This is a genomic window from Mucilaginibacter rubeus (genome assembly GCF_014643835.1).
Classification (GTDB): domain Bacteria; phylum Bacteroidota; class Bacteroidia; order Sphingobacteriales; family Sphingobacteriaceae; genus Mucilaginibacter; species Mucilaginibacter rubeus.
In genome coordinates this window covers 18,037-35,756 of the sequence record NZ_BMKD01000015.1, presented here as the reverse complement: position 1 = coordinate 35,756, position 17,720 = coordinate 18,037, and the positions used below count along the sequence as shown (strand labels likewise).

16 protein-coding genes are annotated in these 17,720 nt (G+C 42.7%); 9 read left to right on the top strand and 7 right to left on the bottom strand.

Annotation, left to right across the window (positions count from 1 at the left end; translation table 11 throughout):
- The first annotated feature begins 38 nt into the window (after positions 1-38).
- The 4 genes from IEX80_RS27500 to IEX80_RS27485 all read left to right on the top strand — a co-directional run bounded on the left by IEX80_RS27500 (position 39) and on the right by IEX80_RS27485 (position 3,445).
- Entirely contained in the window at positions 39-467 is a 429-nt protein-coding gene (locus IEX80_RS27500) for a hypothetical protein (RefSeq protein WP_090528123.1), read from the top strand.
- 167 nt (positions 468-634) lie between these two features.
- Complete coding sequence (locus IEX80_RS27495; RefSeq protein WP_090528126.1) at positions 635-1,189, top strand: RNA polymerase sigma factor; 555 nt, start codon at positions 635-637, stop codon at positions 1,187-1,189.
- Entirely contained in the window at positions 1,182-2,702 is a 1,521-nt protein-coding gene (locus IEX80_RS27490) for a hypothetical protein (protein WP_176628946.1), read from the top strand. The genes IEX80_RS27495 and IEX80_RS27490 overlap by 8 nt, the downstream gene beginning before the upstream one ends.
- Positions 2,699-3,445, top strand: coding sequence for an outer membrane beta-barrel protein (locus tag IEX80_RS27485; RefSeq protein WP_188834805.1), 747 nt, complete (start codon positions 2,699-2,701; stop codon positions 3,443-3,445). Before IEX80_RS27490 ends, IEX80_RS27485 begins: the two co-directional genes overlap by 4 nt.
- Positions 3,446-3,448: 3 nt before the next feature.
- On the opposite strand, the gene IEX80_RS27480 is transcribed toward IEX80_RS27485, so the two are convergent.
- Positions 3,449-4,600, bottom strand: coding sequence for an ABC transporter permease (locus IEX80_RS27480; RefSeq protein WP_308421713.1), 1,152 nt, complete (start codon positions 4,598-4,600; stop codon positions 3,449-3,451).
- A 155-nt stretch (positions 4,601-4,755) separates the two neighbouring features.
- Here IEX80_RS27480 and IEX80_RS27475 point away from each other — a divergent pair, with 155 nt between their 5' ends.
- Both IEX80_RS27475 and fmt read left to right on the top strand, forming a co-directional pair.
- Complete coding sequence (locus tag IEX80_RS27475; RefSeq protein ID WP_188834803.1) at positions 4,756-5,997, top strand: exo-beta-N-acetylmuramidase NamZ family protein; 1,242 nt, start codon at positions 4,756-4,758, stop codon at positions 5,995-5,997.
- A gap of 33 nt (positions 5,998-6,030) precedes the next feature.
- Positions 6,031-6,948 carry a methionyl-tRNA formyltransferase gene (gene fmt, locus IEX80_RS27470; protein WP_175490000.1) on the top strand — a complete coding sequence of 306 codons (918 nt, stop codon included), beginning with the start codon at positions 6,031-6,033 and terminating at the stop codon, positions 6,946-6,948.
- A gap of 356 nt (positions 6,949-7,304) precedes the next feature.
- Here the strand turns inward: fmt and IEX80_RS27465 are convergent, their stop codons facing one another.
- The 5 genes from IEX80_RS27465 to IEX80_RS27445 all read right to left on the bottom strand — a co-directional run bounded on the left by IEX80_RS27465 (position 7,305) and on the right by IEX80_RS27445 (position 15,110).
- Positions 7,305-9,263 carry a M1 family metallopeptidase gene (locus tag IEX80_RS27465; RefSeq protein WP_188834802.1) on the bottom strand — a complete coding sequence of 653 codons (1,959 nt, stop codon included), beginning with the start codon at positions 9,261-9,263 and terminating at the stop codon, positions 7,305-7,307.
- 237 nt (positions 9,264-9,500) lie between these two features.
- Positions 9,501-10,766 (bottom strand): anthranilate synthase component I family protein, encoded by a 1,266-nt coding sequence (locus tag IEX80_RS27460; RefSeq protein ID WP_229701783.1) that lies wholly within the window; start codon positions 10,764-10,766, stop codon positions 9,501-9,503.
- A 171-nt stretch (positions 10,767-10,937) separates the two neighbouring features.
- Entirely contained in the window at positions 10,938-12,215 is a 1,278-nt protein-coding gene (locus IEX80_RS27455) for an adenylosuccinate synthase (RefSeq protein WP_188834801.1), read from the bottom strand.
- 46 nt (positions 12,216-12,261) lie between these two features.
- Entirely contained in the window at positions 12,262-12,729 is a 468-nt protein-coding gene (locus IEX80_RS27450) for a Fur family transcriptional regulator (protein ID WP_112567234.1), read from the bottom strand.
- A gap of 158 nt (positions 12,730-12,887) precedes the next feature.
- Entirely contained in the window at positions 12,888-15,110 is a 2,223-nt protein-coding gene (locus IEX80_RS27445) for a RelA/SpoT family protein (protein WP_090529622.1), read from the bottom strand.
- A gap of 109 nt (positions 15,111-15,219) precedes the next feature.
- On the opposite strand from IEX80_RS27445, the gene IEX80_RS27440 reads away from it, so the two are divergent.
- From IEX80_RS27440 to bshB1, 3 genes are read left to right on the top strand one after another with little or no spacing between them, the layout of a single operon-like run.
- The gene (locus IEX80_RS27440) at positions 15,220-15,834 is read left to right on the top strand and encodes a DUF4294 domain-containing protein (protein ID WP_091175285.1); all 615 of its coding nucleotides are present in this window, start codon (positions 15,220-15,222) and stop codon (positions 15,832-15,834) included.
- 4 nt (positions 15,835-15,838) lie between these two features.
- A complete protein-coding gene (locus IEX80_RS27435) occupies positions 15,839-16,345 on the top strand; it encodes a glutathione peroxidase (RefSeq protein WP_090528159.1) in 507 nt (168 codons plus the stop codon).
- Positions 16,346-16,358: 13 nt separating this feature from the next.
- Positions 16,359-17,084, top strand: coding sequence for a bacillithiol biosynthesis deacetylase BshB1 (gene bshB1, locus IEX80_RS27430; protein WP_176628936.1), 726 nt, complete (start codon positions 16,359-16,361; stop codon positions 17,082-17,084).
- 103 nt (positions 17,085-17,187) lie between these two features.
- Here bshB1 and IEX80_RS27425 read toward each other — a convergent pair whose 3' ends face one another.
- Positions 17,188-17,625 carry a hypothetical protein gene (locus IEX80_RS27425; RefSeq protein ID WP_090528165.1) on the bottom strand — a complete coding sequence of 146 codons (438 nt, stop codon included), beginning with the start codon at positions 17,623-17,625 and terminating at the stop codon, positions 17,188-17,190.
- Positions 17,626-17,720 lie beyond the last annotated feature (95 nt).

The window sequence follows — 17,720 nt, the reverse complement described above, 5'->3', positions numbered from 1 at the left end:
TGCGTAATGGTTAAAAATTGATAACGAGATAAGATTATATGAAACGTAATTTATTTTACCTGCTTCCATTATTGTTAACATTAGGCGTAGCCTGCTCTCCTAAAAATGAGGTTGTTCCGGTTGCTCAACCCCAGGGCAATTTTACCGGTACATTTGGTGCGCTGGTTAAAAAAACAAGCGGTACCGGTTATGATACCGTTCGTGATACGATAGCTTTAAAACTTACCGCGGCATCATTATTTAAAGTAGCTACCGACACCAGGAAACACGTGGCGAGCTACGGAGCATTTGTGTACAACGGTTACTACATCCAGTTTAATGATTCATTGGCGGTAGTACCAGGTGTCAAAAAATTTCATCTTAAAGGTGTTTACCAATATTATTATGATGGTAACGTATTTCAACTGCAGCGCAACAGCAACGGCGATACGTTAACTGTTCAATACAATTTAAAAAAAACGAATTAACTACTTTTTATTGTTTTATTACGTTGCCGGTGCCCGCATTGAGGGTACCGGCTTTTTTTGATTACTACAGCAAATAATCCGGGCAGAATTTTTTTTATTTTGTATCATTTAACTGTTTTGCTGCGTAAAGGCTTTAAAACAACATTTAGCGGAACTAAGTACATTTAATGCATCCACCCCCTCGCATTACCGAAGAAGAGATCGTAAGGCAATGCAAAAAAGGCAGTTTAAAACATCAGGAATTGCTGTATAAGCAGTTCTATGGCTATGCTATGGGTATAAGTTTGCGTTACAGTTTAAACCGCGATGATGCCCTTGAAGCAGTAAATGACGCTTTTATAAAAGTATTTAACGCTATTGGCGGCTACAATATCGATAAGCCGTTTAAAGCCTGGCTCCGCACCATTTTGGTTAACACGGCCATTGACCGCCGGCGCAAAGACCTTAAATTCCAGCTTAATGTTGAATTGGAAAATGCCGCCCCCATCAGGAGTAATATGGGGCCGGTTGATAATTTAAACGTACAGGATATTTTAAAATTGATGGTTGAACTCCCGGCTATACAACGAACTATTTTTAACATGTATGAGATAGACGGCTATGACCATGATGAAATAGCCACAACGCTCGGCATCCCGGTAAGCTCATCGCGCGTTTACCTAAGCAGGGCGAAAGAAAGATTAAGAAGTATATTAAGAAAAGAAGCACAAAACCATGGATGACCAGTTGGATAACGACTTAAGAGACCGCATCAGGGAAGTGTTTGATAATTACGAAGACACTACCGCTGATGAAGGCTGGCTGCTGCTCAGGGAGAGATTCCCTGTTCAGGAAAAACAGCGCCGCCCGGTTTACCTATGGTGGGCAAGCGCCGCTGCTGTCCTGTTATTGTTTTTGAGTATAGGCTTATGGATAGCATCGAACAAAAATAATGTTAATAATGATGGCCAAACATTTTCGGCTAAACCGGTAAAACCTGCGCTGCCGCATAGCAACACGGCAGATAGCAATGTTCAAAACGCTACCCCGGAACGATCTCCTGTAACAACTAAGCAATCACCTGCAACAAACCTTGCGGGCAACAATAGCACCCAATCTTCAGCAACAAAACCGAATCCGGCAGGCAACACCCCGGCAAATAAATCAAACGTACTTGCAAACAATAGCGCTTTAAATAAACCGGCGGGCAACGCAATCGTAAATCAACCGGCTGCAACCGTACCAGCGTTTACACCTGTGCCGGCAAATCCTGTAACTGCAAACCCAGTTAACGGTATTGCCAAAACCAACGTGCCCCCTACAGTTCAACCGGCGAATAACAGTGTAATCAACGTAACTCCGGCTAAAAAAGCTGATAGTGTAAAATATGTATTGCAGCAAACCAACGCGCAGCAATATGCTAATAACCCTGCTGTACAGTCTCCGGCAAATACCAAACCTGTTACTGCAAACCCGCCTGCTGTTCCATCAGTAGTAAAAGTAAAACCAAAGATCAACTCTATGGAATCTTTACTTGCCAGCGATCAGGACCAGCCTAAAAAACCTGATATGGACATGAACGAACGCAGGGTAAAATTCAGTGTTTACGCGGCTACATTCTTTAACTATGCCAAGGGCAGCCAAAACCAGGTAAATGCCGGCGCCGGCTTTACATCTGATATTAAGCTAAGCAAAAACCTCAAACTTTCTACCGGTTTAGCTTTGGCCCAAAACACGCTTAATTACAATAAAAACCAACCCTCAAATGTTGCGGCTGCTGTATCGTTTTCGCCATCATTAAGCACAGCCTATAACACGCTGGCCGATTTTAGTAAAGTATCGTCTACACCTTCATTTAAAAACTACAGTGCTAACCTGATCGGTCTGGATATTCCTGTTAACCTTAAATATGAATTTAACCCGCAGAAAAATGACACTTATATTTCTGCAGGTTTAAGTTCGGGCACGTTTATAAATGAAGCCTACACGGCAAGTTACAGTTACCCCGGGCTGGCACAGGCTGCAGGTGTACAACCGCAAACATCCGATGAAACAACGCACAAAAGCTTCAATAGCTTTTATTTTGCCAAAACCCTGAACGTGGCATTTGGTGTTGGCTACCCGCTTGGCAAAAGCAACAGGATAATTATTGAACCATTTTTGAAATACCCGCTTGACGGCCTTGGTTCGCAGCAAATAAAATTTGGGGCAGGCGGCTTAAACCTGAAACTGAACTTTACAACACATAAAAAATGAAAAAGTACATTCTTATCCTTGCCCCACTGTTGATTAGTGGGTTGCAGCTTCGCGCTCAAAAGTTAGAAGTTACTGTACAGGCCAACACCGGTTTATTTCATTTTGCGGGTAAATCATCGTCGGCTACCACCCAGGTATTACAAGGCTCAATCACCGGCGATCCGATGAACCGTGCCAATAACCCATACGGCAGCAAAAATGGCTTTAGCTATGGTGGCAATATCCAGGTTCAAACGGTATCAAAAGGCGGGTTTATAGTAGGGCTACAGGGTGGTTATGAATTATTAAGGAGCAAAGCCGAAGTTAATAAATATACCCCTATCATTCTTAATCCAACGGAATACGACATAGTAGCAAATGACGCAAGTTTTGCTGTAACCGGCCATGTTGCTTTACAAAGTCAAAGTATTAACCTTAATCCATATATCGGATACCGGTTTGCCCTCAATAAAGTTAAGCTTGATATTTTACCGGGGATGGATATTGGCCTGATACTGGATACCAGGGATAAAGGCGAAGTAAAGGATAAAGAAGGCAAGATTTATAAAGTTAACTACAAAAGAAGCAAGGCCCCAACCGATGTTCGGTTGCGCCTTGGCGCCGCCGCCAGTTACGGCCGCTATGGCTTAAATGCAAGCTTTGTCCACGGCCTGACCAACTATATGAAAGATATGGTAGGCGATGCTTCCTTTAACGCGCATAGCGAATATTTTAGGTTGGGATTAAGTTACCGGTTGCTTTAAAACTTACTTAAACTGGATAGCCTTCACCGGTGAGATCCGGCTTACCAGCGTTGATGGTATAATAAGCACCAGCAGGCAAATGATCAGCGTACCAATATTGAGGGCAACAATATCAAAAATATTAAACTCAACCGGCACAAAGGTCATATAATAGGAAGCCTGGTCCAGTTGGAAAAAATGAGTGTACATCTGGAAATAGCCGAGGCCTATCCCCAGTAAATTGCCCAATAGCAGCCCAAATCCTATCAGGTAACTGGCATTGATCAGGAATATTTTGCGGATGGCCCAGTTAGATGCCCCCATGGCTTTGAGCATCCCGATCATAGCGGTTCGTTCAAGGATCATGATCAGCAGAGCCGATATCATATTGATTACAGCAACCGCTACCATCAATACCAGCATCACTACCGAATTTACATCCAAAAGGTTAAGCCATTCAAATATGGTAGGATAATCTTCTTCAATGGTATACTCTTTCAATTTTACCGGCAAAACAGTCTCGAGCGCATAGGCGGCTTCATTAATGTGATCAAAGTCGGCTACGCGTAGTTCGTATTGGCCTATCTCATTCAGCTTCCAGTTATTAAGGCGGTTAATGAGCGATAAGGCACCGATCACAAAGGTTTTATCAACCTCTTCAACACCGATATTGAAAATACCTTTGATCTTAAACTGGCGCTTACGCAGATCATCTTCCACAAAATACATCAGCAGCTTATCCCCGACCTTTAGTTTAAGCCTGTCGGCCGTTGTTTGCGAGATCATGATCTCCTTTTGCGCCTCAACAGAATCGGCAAAGCTGATCACCTCGCCGGCAACCATCATTTTTTTAAAGTAGCTCCAGTCGTAATTTTTGTCAACACCTTTAAGTACCACTCCTTCAATTTCATTATTAGCCTTAACAATGCCCGGTTTGGTGGCCACCGGCATTACATGGGTAATAAACGGGCTTTTAAGCGCGCGCTTAACAAATTCACTGTCAGCAGGAAATGAGGAACTTTGGTAAGAGTTATTCAGGTCGAACTTAACCACACGGATGTCGCCGGCAAAGCCCCGAACTTTATTGCGGATTTCGTGTTTAAACCCTTTAACGATAGCAAGTGACAGTATCATTACACCAAGGCCCAGCATAATGCCTATTATTGCAATACGCACTATCAGTTTTGAAAATGTGCGTTTTGATTTAAATGTTATACGAGCTGATATAAAGGAGGCGAAACTCAATGGCAGACTGATTTTTTGTACCTTCGCAAATATGCGGTTTTGCTGTTAAACCTGCTACTTTTAAAATTGTTTCAACTCAATATTTTATGAATAAGATTTGTGCTTTTTTACGATTTGCCCTGATAACAGTTTTACTTGCAAACACGGCCTGCAGCCAGGCAACCAATTATAAAAGCTGCAAGACGGCATCCATCTCAAAAAACAAAAAAAACAGCCCTATTATTCCCGGCGCTGATCAAATTCCGCTGTATATTAACTATCTTAAGGGAAAAAATATAGGGATGGTGATTAATCAAACTTCGGTTATTGGTAAAAATTTAACTGCCAGTGTAGATAGTTTGGTGCATTTAGGCGTAAGCGTAAAAAAAATCTTTGGCCCCGAGCATGGTTTCAGGGGCAATGCCAGTAACGGCGCTACCGTTGGCGACGCTAAAGACCCTAAAACCGGCTTGCCTGTAATATCGCTGTACGGTAACAAGCATTACAAACCAACCCCTGCCGATTTAAAGGGTATCGACCTCATGATATTTGATATACAGGATGTTGGCGTACGCTTTTACACTTATATTTCAACCCTGCATTACTTAATGGAGGCCTGTGCCGAAAACAATGTAGAGCTCATGATATTTGACCGTCCAAACCCTAACGGTTATTTGATTGATGGCCCTGTTCTGGATACGGTTAACCGTTCATTTGTGGGCATGCACCCCATCCCCATCGCCCACGGTATGACTATTGGCGAATATGCCCAAATGATAAATGGCGAAGGCTGGTTAAAAAATGGGGTTAAATGTAAACTGAAGATTATTAAAGTGGCTAATTACAAGCATAATTTGCCTTATACCTTACCCGTAAACCCTTCGCCCAACTTAAATACGCCTATATCGATTTTATTATATCCGAGTACCTGCTTATTTGAAGGTACAACATTTAGTTTGGGCAGGGGTACGCTCTTCCCATTTGCCGTACTGGGACACCCGGCGTTGAAAGGTAAATACAGTTTTTCGTTTACACCCAAAAGTATCCCGGGTATGAGCGAGAACCCGCCACAGAAAGACCAGGAATGTTTTGGCATTAATCTGCAAAATATTCCGCCAACTGACATCACGGGTACGGGTGTTATTAATTTGAAATGGCTCCTGGAGTTATATAACGCCTTCCCCTACAAAGACCATTTCTTTAATGCCTATTTTACAAAGCTTACAGGTACAGCCGAACTAAGGAAACAAATTGAAACCGGTAAAACCGAAGAAGAGATCCGTGTCGGCTGGCAACCCGGACTAACTAAGTTTAAAGCCACACGCAAAAAATACTTACTATACGAATAACAGAATAAAGCACATCTAATACCTAAACATACTATGAGAATTATATTTATGGGTACCCCCCAGTTTGCCGTTGCCTCGTTAGACGCTTTAATTAAAGCCGGTAGTGACATCGTTGCTGTTGTTACAGCGCCTGATAAACCAGCCGGAAGGGGACAAAAAGTTAGTGAGTCGGCTGTTAAACAATATGCCGTAGCTAACGGCTTAAAAGTGCTGCAACCCGAAAAACTTAAGAATGAAGATTTTATTGCCGAATTGAAAGCATTGAAAGCCGATCTGCAGGTTGTTGTAGCCTTCAGGATGCTGCCCGAAGCTGTTTGGAACATGCCTGCCAAAGGTACCATAAATTTACACGCCTCATTATTACCTCAATACCGCGGCGCCGCGCCAATTAACTGGGCGCTGATTAACGGCGAAAAAGAAAGCGGCGTAACCACCTTTTTTTTAAAACATGATATTGATACCGGTAACATCCTGTTCACCGAAAAAATAACCCTTACCGGCCATGAAGATGCCGGCGAATTACATGACCGCCTCATGAACAAAGGCGCAGGGCTGCTGGTTAAAACAGTTAAAGCGGTTGAGAGCGGACGTTACAACGAACACCCGCAATCGCAATTGGCCGAGGGGACAGAATTAAAACACGCACCAAAGATTTTTAAGGATGATTGCCGGATAGATTGGACACAGCCTGCCCTGTCAATCTATAACAAAATTCGCGGCCTAAGCCCTGTACCCACCGCATACACCGAGCTTAACGGCAAAAGCCTAAAAGTTTATGCATCTGAATATCAATTATCAGAACCGGCCATACAACCCGGCGGCTTTTTAACCGACAATAAAACCTATTTAAAATTTGCAGCCAAAGATGGCTTTGTATTGTTAAAAGACATCCAGTTAGAGGGTAAGAAACGCATGGGTATTGAGGACTTTTTAAGGGGCGTGAAGTTGTAAGAACGTCCCCGCAGAACACCAGGGTCCTCTTCGAGAGACCCTGATGGGACGGGTTATTAAAAGATATTCAGTTAGAAGGCAAGAAACGGATGGGTATTGAGGATTTTTTGAGGGGAGTGAAGTTATAAGAACGTCCCCGCGGAACATCAGGTTCCTCTGCAAGTGATTCTGATGGGACGGGAAGTTAATATCTACGAGTGTCATTTCGACGAACAGTGAAAGGGTATTGCAGGGCGTGAGGAGAAATCTTATAAACCCTGTAACAAAGCAGGGCGTATAAGATTTCTCTTTCGCTCCTGCGTTTATTCCCCCGCTTGCTCTATCGAAATGACATTTTTGTTTATACGAGTTGATTTTTAATTTTTTACTTCATAACTATTATTCCCCCTATCCGCATCAGGATAAATTTTTTCAGGGTCGATAACCACTTTGGCAACCGCAACCTTTTTATCGCCTGTAAAGGAATAACTACTGCTGTACTCCCAAATCTCAACCGAGAATTCACGATGCTCCTTTGAGCCATCAGCATAAGTTATTTCAACAACCAAAGGCATCGCTGCTTTGTCCATATTTTCGACTGTAATAATAGGTTGGGAACCAGCCTTACTTTCTACTTTAACAATTTTTTGATCGAGGCGATAGTTTTCGAGGAACATCGATTTCCAAAACCAGGTTAGGTCTTCGCCGGCCGAACTATCCATACTCCTAAAAAAGTCCCATGGGGTTGGGTGTTTATAAGCCCAATCACGGATATATTTTCTGAAAGCACGGTCAAAACGTTCAGAGCCTAATATCTGATTACGCAAAAGTGCTAAAGAATAAGCTACTTTTTGGTACTGCAGCGGATACACCTGGTTGCCGGGCAAGGCGTCGGGGCGGGTAACAATAGGCAGCAGCTTCTCCGAAAACAGGGAATCAAGCGGACTATCGATCTCAACATAACCTATAAACTCGCCCTTGTTAAAAGCTTTTGTAGCTATTTTATCAATAAACATATTGAACCCTTCATCCATCCAGGCATATTTACGCTCGTTACTCCCCACCACCATCGGGAACCAGGTATGCCCTAATTCGTGGTTTACTACTGCAAAATACATATTGCCGGTGTCCTTTGCCGAACAAAAAACCATGCCGGGATATTCCATTCCATCCAAATTCGAAGCTACGTTAACCGCTTTGTTATAAGGATACGGGAACCATTTTTCGGAAAAGTGCTGTAAGGTAAATTTAATATACTCTGACGAACGCTTCCAGCTGCCCTGCTTCTCCGATTCTACCGGGTACACCGAACTGCCCATTACCCGCCTGCCATCGGCAAGTTTAAAACTTAAGCCTTCCCAAATAAACGAACGGGAAGCCGTCCACGCGAAATCCCTTGCATTATCCAATTTAAATTTCCATGTACAGGTAGATTTTGCAGGCCTTGATGAAGGGTCAGTTACTTCTTTTGCTGTACGGATCTGCACCGGCACATCACTTTGTTTAGCTGCCTGCCAGCGTTTGAGTGCAGTTGGCGTTAGCACTTCTTCCGGATTAAGTAAATCGCCCGAGCCTTCAACGATAAGTCCTGATGGCACTGTAATGTTTACCCTGAAATTGCCATATTCCAGGTAAAACTCGCCATTGCCCAAATACGGCAGTGTGTTCCATCCTTCTACATCATCTAACACACACATCCTGGGGTACCATTGCGCTACGGCATAAATATTACCATTTTTTGTTGGGAGGATATCGGTACGGTTAACCAGGAAATCGGCATTTTTATAATTTACCGGGAAGTTATAACGGTAACGAATACTAAAACTGATGGCCTGCCCGCTTAACAGCGGCTGTGCCAGCTCAAGTTGCATCCGGGTATCATAAATATGATATTTGACGCTTCCTGCCTTATCGCCTGCAAGCTGCACAGCTTCTACCTGGTATCCCCCATCAGGAGTAGTTTTTTCCGGATCCTGGTAAAGAAACAGCTTGGATTGAATCCCCCGCGAATCTTTTTTAAACACGTTTTGTTCCAGCTGCAACCACAAGGCGGAAAGTGACTTTGGGCTATTATTGGTGTAGGTAATGGTTGCTGTACCGGTTATGATATTGGTTTTATCGTCAAGTGCTACATCAATTACATAATCAGCCTTGTTTTGCCAATAGGCAGGCCCGGGTTCACCGGTAGCGGTACGATAGGGGTTCCCCGGAGGTAATAAGGGTTGTGCCGGGAATAAATCTGAAGGACGATACTTAGTTTGGGCTGAAGAAATATCGGTTGCTAATAAACACAGGGAAACGATAATTAGCTTTATGTTTTGTAGGGGTCTTAACATATTAATAATTTAATAAACGGAGATTTGAAATTTTTACAGCTCAATATAATAAAAGTTGATGATCTGTAAAACGTGTTTTGGAGGCACATCACATGCGGCTCCCATAGGACAAACAGTATCAGGACAAGTCACGGAGAAAACTGCTACTACTCTACAGGCACAAGTGAGCATGTACACTGGCCATCGCTCAACACTTGCGCCAATAATGAACTACTTATTTTCATTTTTCTGGATTTTTCAATTCCCTCCCAAAACTTCCATAACCGCCTGCGCCTTCAACAAACATTCTTCATATTCATTTTCGGCAATGGCGTGATAAGTTATAGCTCCACCTGCGTGAAACGAAAGGTATTTATTGGAGGAATTATAAAGCAATGAGCGGATCACTACGTTAAAATCAAAATCATCATCCGGACTAAAATAGCCTATTGCACCTGAGTATACGCCACGCTTACTGCGCTCATATTGCTCCATCAGCTGCATACAGCTCACTTTCGGGGCACCGGTCATGCTGCCCATAGGAAAAGTGTTTTTGATGGCTTGCACATTTGATAAGCCCTCCTGTATTTCACAAACCACGGTCGAGATCATCTGGTGCACCTGCTTAAAGCTGTAGATACCAAAAAGTTCTTCGGTTTTAACCGTGCCGGGTTTAGCCGAGCGGGTTAAATCATTTCTTACCAGGTCAACAACCATTACGTTTTCCTGCAGTTCTTTGGGATGGCTGCGCAGGCGCTGTTTAGCCTGTTCATCGGCTTCAATATCATCCATCCTTTTAGCCGTACCTTTTATGGGTTGCGAGATGAGTTTACTTCCCCGTTTAGCCAAAAATCGTTCGGGCGAGGCGCCGAGAATATAATTACCATTCCATTTAAAAAAAGTAGAGAACGGATTGGGCGAAACTTCGTTCAGTCTCGTAAAAATCTCCAGCGGATCAAGAAGTATATCCTCTGCAAAAAATTCCTGACAAAAGTTAGTGACATAAATATCGCCGCGGGTAATGTGCTCTTTTATTTTGTTTACCGTGTCAATGTATTCCTGCCTGCTGAAGCGTGGGGATAGGTTGATATTAGCCTGCTGTACAGGTTCGATTAAACCCTGTTCAATGATTGATCTTATAACAAATTCGGGATTATCTGAAATAATTTCAGCCCCTTCCCCCCTTATCAAAATCAGATGCTGAGGAACAAAGAAATACAAATCTGGAAATTTTAAGCCATCGTGATTAGTTGATGTAAGCGCTTCAATTTCATTTTTAAGGTCATATCCCAGGAAACCCGTCATCCAGCCGGGATTATTTTTCCTGAACTCATCAAGCTGATCAAAAGCGTTACCTGCATCTGCAGTAAGTTCGGCACGGGCGCCAACCGCTATCAGCGTATCAAATTTGGAGTAGGGATCATTAAATCCATTCGAATCAAGGTAACACAGCGTATCAAAAGTTGTGGCCCATTGTAACGCCTTCTTTCTGAATCCCGGCAGATCATTAACCTGTACTATCACCCCGCAAAAATAACCAAGTAAATGAAAAAAGGCCGGAACGTCCGGCCTTTTTATTCTTATTTATAGCTATGTCATCCTGAACTCGTTTCAGTATCCTACAAGAAGGTTACACACGAAGTACACCCTGCTGGTGGGGTGCCGAAATAAATTCGGCGTGACGCTTTTTTATTCTTAGTGCAATGTTAAAGTCTGCTTCCTGTCTGGGCCTACTGATAAATACTTAACCGGTACGCCAAGTTCAGCTTCAAGATAATCAATGTATGATTGCAGTTTAGCCGGGATTTGAGACAGCTCGGTAATGCCGGTCAGGTCTTCGTTCCAGCCATCAATTTCCTTATATACCGGTTCTGGTTTAACTGAGCAAATATCGTAAGGCATATAATCAATCTGCTCACCTAAATAGTTATAATGAGTAGCAGCATAGATCTTTTCAAAACCACTTAAAACATCAGCCTTGGTCATTACCAGTTGGGTAACGCCATTAAGCATAATAGCATATTTTAAAGCCGGCAGGTCGATCCAGCCGGTGCGGCGTGGCCTGCCGGTAGTTGCGCCAAACTCATGGCCTACCTTACGTAATTCTTCGCCGGTTTCATTTTCCAGCTCGGTTGGGAACGGACCACCACCTACACGGGTGCAATAAGCTTTGAAAATACCTATTACTTCGCCAATTTGCTGAGGGGCAATACCTAAACCTGTGCAAGCGCCGGCAGCGGTAGTATTTGATGAAGTTACAAACGGATATGAGCCAAAGTCGATATCAAGCATAGCGCCCTGTGCACCTTCGGCCAAAACTTTCTTTCCTTCTTTGATGTAGTTATTAACCAAATGCTCGGAATCAACCAGCGGGAACTGGCGTAAAACGTCAAGCGCCTCGAAGAATAGTGTTTCGCGTTCTGAAAAATCTGCTACCTCGCCATAAAGCTGCTGCAGCATTGATACGTGTTTATCAACCAGTTTCTGGTAACGCTCCTTAAAATCGGGCAGGGTAATATCGCCAATCCGTAAACCGTTACGACCGGTTTTATCCATATACGTTGGACCGATACCTTTTAAAGTCGAACCAATTTTGCCTTCGCCCATCTTTTTTTCATTGGCAGCATCAAGCAACTGGTGGGTAGGTAATATCAGGTGTGCTTTTTTAGCAATTAAAAGATTCTTTTTAGCCAGCAGGTCATGTCCGGCATCTTTTAACTTATCCAGTTCTTTTTTCAGGGTGATAGGATCAATCACCACACCATTACCGATAAGGTTCATGGTGTTTTCAAAAAATATACCTGAAGGAATGGTGTTTAAAACAAACTTTTTACCGTCAAACTCTAAAGTATGACCTGCATTTGGTCCGCCCTGGAAACGTGCAATCAGGTCGTAACCTGCGCTAAGCACATCAACAATTTTTCCTTTTCCTTCATCGCCCCACTGGAGGCCTAATAATACGTCAACAGCCATTAATTTATCGTAAGTTCAAGAATATGTGTTATGAAAGGGGGCAAAGTTAAATTTTTCTGTCACAAAAACCCTCTCTTAATTTGGTACAATTACCATAAAGATTTAATGAGTGGTGTTTGATGTCAAATTTCAATATATCGCCCATCATACTCTGGATCTGCTGGATGCGCGGATCGCAAAACTCAACCACTTTACCACAGTCGATGCAGATGATGTGGTCATGCTGTTTGTAGCCGTATGATTTTTCGAACTGGGCCATGTTTTTGCCAAACTGATGTTTAGTAACCAGATCGCACGAAACCAACAGCTCAAGCGTATTGTAAACCGTTGCACGGCTTACACGATATTTTTTATTTTTCATGTGGATGTACAACGACTCCACATCAAAATGATCTGTACGGGAATATATCTCTTCGAGTATAGCAAAACGTTCAGGGGTTTTCCTGAGGTTTTTATTTTCGAGGTAGGCCTCAAAAATTTTTTTAACCATTGGTATGGTATCCTGCTGTGACATAATGATGTATTAACGGGGCAAAGTTATTAATAAATTATGGATTAGAGAGACAAGAGGTCAAGAGTCAAGAATCAAGATTGGTGAATTCTGTCTTGCCTCATAATTCTTAATTTCCTGCTTCTTTCTTGCTTCTTGACTCTTGACTTCCTGCTTCTCTCCTAAGACGCTTTTTCTATCGCCGAATCAAAACGGTTAACTGCGGTTACGCCTTTTACTTGTTTTAGGTTTTTAATCAGGGTATCAAGGTGGCTGGTGTCGTTCACATACAACATCAGCGACCCTTCAAATATACCATTATCACTATCAACTGTAATAGACCTGATATTTATTTTAAAATCATTTGATATTACGGTAGTGAGCTTGTTGATTAACCCAACCTCATCAATACCGGTAATGCGCAGGCCGGTAAGGAAGGCAAGCTCCTGCTGATTTGTCCAGCGGGCTTTTACTATCCTGTAGCCGTAGTTGGCCATAAGCTTGGCCGCATTAGGGCAATTGGTACGGTGGATCTTGATCCCGTCGCTCACGGTAACAAAACCAAAAACATCATCGCCGGGGATAGGGTTACAGCAATTGGCAAGCTTGTAATCAATCTTTTGCATATCCTCGCCAATGAGCAGGATATCACTGTCTTTGGCCTTGATATTTTTGATGAGGTTTTGAACCTGCTCCTGGTCAATTTTATCCTGCGGCTTATTGTCAATCACTTTTTCGGACGCCTGGTACTCTTTCAGGTCTTTCATATCAATAATGCCTTTGGCAACATTGTAAAAAAGATCCTGAGTGGCCTGCAGCTTAAAAAAGTAGCTGATCTTTTGCAGGTTTTCGGAGTTATAGGTGATCTTGAGCGATTTCATTTTACGCTCCAGGATCTCTTTACCGTCCTCGGCAATTTTGCGTTTCTCCTCTTTTAAAGCCGATTTGATTTTAGCCTTAGCTTTTGCGGTAACTACAAAATTAAGCCAGTCTTCCTTAGGGGTTTGCTTGCCTGAGGTAATGATCTCTACCTGGTCGCCGTTTTGGAGCTTGTAGCTTAGCGGCACCAGTTTATGATTTACTTTAGCACCGATACAGCTTGCACCTACATCGGTATGGATCTCGAAGGCAAAGTCGAGCGCCGTAGCATTCAATGGCAACTGGATCAGCGCTCCTTTTGGCGTAAAAATGAAGATCTCATCGCTGAAGAGGTTCATCTTAAAATCATCGATGAAGTCGAGCGCGTTGGTATCCGGGTTTTTGAGCATTTCGCGCACTTTGTGTACCCATTGGTCGAGCCCGCTGTCGGTGCTGGCTTCCTTGTATTTCCAATGCGCGGCAAAACCTTTTTCGGCAATCTCGTTCATGCGCTTGGTGCGGATCTGCACTTCAACCCACTGCCCCCGCGGGCCCATTACCGTGGTATGCAATGACTCATAACCGTTGGCCTTGGGCGATGAAATCCAGTCGCGCAACCTGTCCGGGTTTGGGCGGTATTGATCGGTTACTATAGAATAGGCTTTCCAGCAGTCGGCCTTTTCATGTTCAGGGGCGCTATCCAATATAATCCGGATGGCGAAAAGATCATATACCTCTTCAAAAGGTATCGATTTCTTTTTCATCTTATTCCAGATGGAGTGGATAGATTTCGGTCGCCCGAATATATCGGCCTCAAGCCCCTGGCTTTGTAATGATTTATTTATTGGCTCGATAAAATCACGGATAAAACGCTCGCGTTCGGCCTTTTTCTCGTTCAGTTTATTTTTGATGAACTGGTAGGTTTCACGCTCCATGTATTTCATGGAAAGGTCTTCCAGCTCAGATTTTATGGCATACAAGCCCAGGCGGTGTGCCAGGGGCGCGTACAGGTAAACCGTTTCTGACGATAACTTAAGCTGCTTATCCCTGGGCATAAACTCCATGGTACGCATGTTATGCAGCCTGTCGGCAAGCTTAATCAATATCACCCTCACGTCATCGGCAAGGGTAAGCAGCATTTTACGGAAGTTTTCGGCCTGCAATGAGCTGTTGGTATCAAATACACCTGATATTTTGGTAAGGCCGTCAATAATTTTGGCTACCTTTTTACCAAATTCCATCTCAATTTCATCAAGCGTCATGTTGGTATCTTCAACCACATCATGTAGCAGGGCGCACACTATTGAGGTGGTACCCAGGCCAATTTCTTCGGCGGCTATCTGGGCAACGGCAATAGGGTGGTATATATAAGGTTCGCCGCTTTTACGGCGCATGTCCTTATGGCTTTCCAGGGCCATATCAAATGCCTTGCGTATCATGCGTTTATCGCCCTTTTGCAGGGTTGATTTACAGGCACGCAACAAAGCACGGTATCTTTTTAGTATCTCGTTCTTCTCGGCTTCCAGGTCTATCACTAAGTCTTTCATGTACGGGGTATTAGCGGTATTCAATCATAAACATGCAGCAAATAAATATTATTGCAGGTATTAGTAAAATACCAAAAAAAATTACATTATTTTTGTATTAAGTAAAAATATGAAATTTATTGGTTTTACGCTGCTGTTATGTTGCTTAATGGGTGCTGCAAAGGCCCAAACAGCTACGCCTGCACCCGTAACTCTTGGCAAAAATGATACCATCAAAACAGCGATGACCAACCTTGATGGTGAGCTTGTACCATGGATAGTTGAGCCGGAGGTTAGAATTGTAGATACCCGTATTTTTGCGAGCGAGGCCGACAGGCTAAACTACCGCCGTTTGCGTTATAATGTAATGAAAGTACTGCCCTACGCACGTTTTGCAGGGCAAAGGTACCGCCAGTTACAGCGCGACCTTGCCGTTACTGCCGACAGGAAAAAACAAAAAGAACTGGTAAGCACCTGCGAGGGTGAAATAAAAAACCTGTTCAATAAAGAAATAAAAAACCTGACAATTAGTCAGGGAGAGGTTTTAATTAAGCTTATTGACCGCGAAACCGGGCAAACCAGCTTTGCTATGGTTAAAGAATTAAAAGGCGGCTTTAAGGCTTTCATGTTCCAGTCGGTAGCCAGCATATTTGGTCATAATCTCAAAGAAACCTACGACCCTGAAGAACAGAAGGATATCGAGGCCATATTAAACCAGGCCGGATATAATTCATACAGCAATTAGTTTAATGGATAACAAAAGCATTTACCAGTTTAACGTTAAAAAGTTAAACGGTGAAGAGATCAGTCTTTCCGAATATAAAAACAAAGTTCTTTTAATTGTAAACACGGCATCGCAATGCGGCTTTACACCTCAACTAAAAGAATTGGCAGCTTTAAAAACTCAGCTTGCCGGCAAGGACTTTGAAATCCTCGCATTCCCTTCAAATGATTTTGGCGGCCAGGAACCTTTAGATGGCGAAGCTATTGCTGTTTTTTGTGAAGCCAATGGAGCAAATTATCCCATATTTGAAAAAATAAGGGTACGTGGCCCATATGCCGACCCATTGTATCAATTTTTTGCCGATAAAAAGGAGAATGGTAATGTACGGTCGGTTCCGCGCTGGAATTTTCATAAATTCTTGATTGATAAGAATGGGTATGTAGTTGATTTTTACTACCCTTTCACCAAACCTAACTCCTCAAAAATCAGGCGAAAGATTGACCGCCTGCTGACAGCGGCATTTAACCAATGAATTACTTTTGCGCATGCTTAAATTAGATATATTAGTTTTATCGGTACATCCTGATGATGCTGAATTAGGTTGCTCAGGTACAATTTTAAAACATATTGCCCTTGGCTATAAAGTTGGTATTGTTGACCTTACCCGCGGAGAACTGGGCACCCGCGGCTCGGCAGAAATCCGTAAACAGGAAGCTGCGGCAGCCGCCGAAATATTAGGTTTAGCCGTACGTGAAAACCTTGGCCTGCCCGATGCCTTTTTTGAAAATACCCGCGAACACCAGGTAAAGGTTATTGAAGCCATCCGCAAATTTCGTCCTTCCATTGTAATAACCAATGCTTACCATGACCGCCACCCCGATCATGGCCGGGCAAATGAACTTGTTGAAGCCTCGGCATTTTTAGCTGGCCTTCGCAAAATAGAAACATTTGATATTGATGGCACACCACAAGAGGCCTGGCGGCCAGATATGGTGCTGCATTTTATACAGGATAATTATATTACCCCTGATATATTAATTGATGTAACCGAACATTGGGATAAAAAGATAGAGAGTATTAATGCTTACGGATCGCAGTTTTATAACCCAAGCTGGGAAGATGAACCTCAAACCTATATTTCAACATCCAATTTTATTGAAATAGTAACCGGCCGCGCACGCGAGTTTGGCAAAAGTATCCAGGTAAAATACGCCGAGGGCTTTACAAGCAGAAAAATTTTAGGGGTAGATAATTTATTTAACCTTAAATAATATTTATATTTAACTATAAGTTATATATAATAAATTTCACCCTAAAATAAACAGGGAGCCTGAAAATCAGGCTCCCTGTTTATTTTAGCAAGTATGATGATACTTATGCTTTAATATATTCAAAGCGATTGTTTTCATTACTCCGCTCCCTCCTGAGCTTATTTTCATTAGCTAATTTTAACAGAATCCCTGAAAGTTCAGATGTTTTAAAATCAGAATCATACTGTTCTTTACAGTAATTGGCAATTGATGAAATAGACCGCTGACTATCAAAGAAATCTGTATTTAGCAATTGATTAAGTATTTTGGTAGCGCCGGGCTTTTTACGTCCTGAAACACCTCCGCCTTCATCTTCAACGCGTAATTTCCTTACTTTTTTACCAAACATTTCAACACCCTCGGCATCTACTTTCTCCGATTCGATCATAACTTCCAGTAAACGGTCAATTATTCGAACCTGCACAGCTTCAGATTTGAATGAGTTTACAACCTCGGCAACTTCAACCAGTTGTTTCTTTAATTTCTCTATGTGTTTGCTCATGGTGCTTGAAATAGAACTACGTTACTTTAATAGGGTTGCAACAAATCTAATCGGAATAATAACAAAAAATATAGCGTATTTTGGAAAAAAAGTAG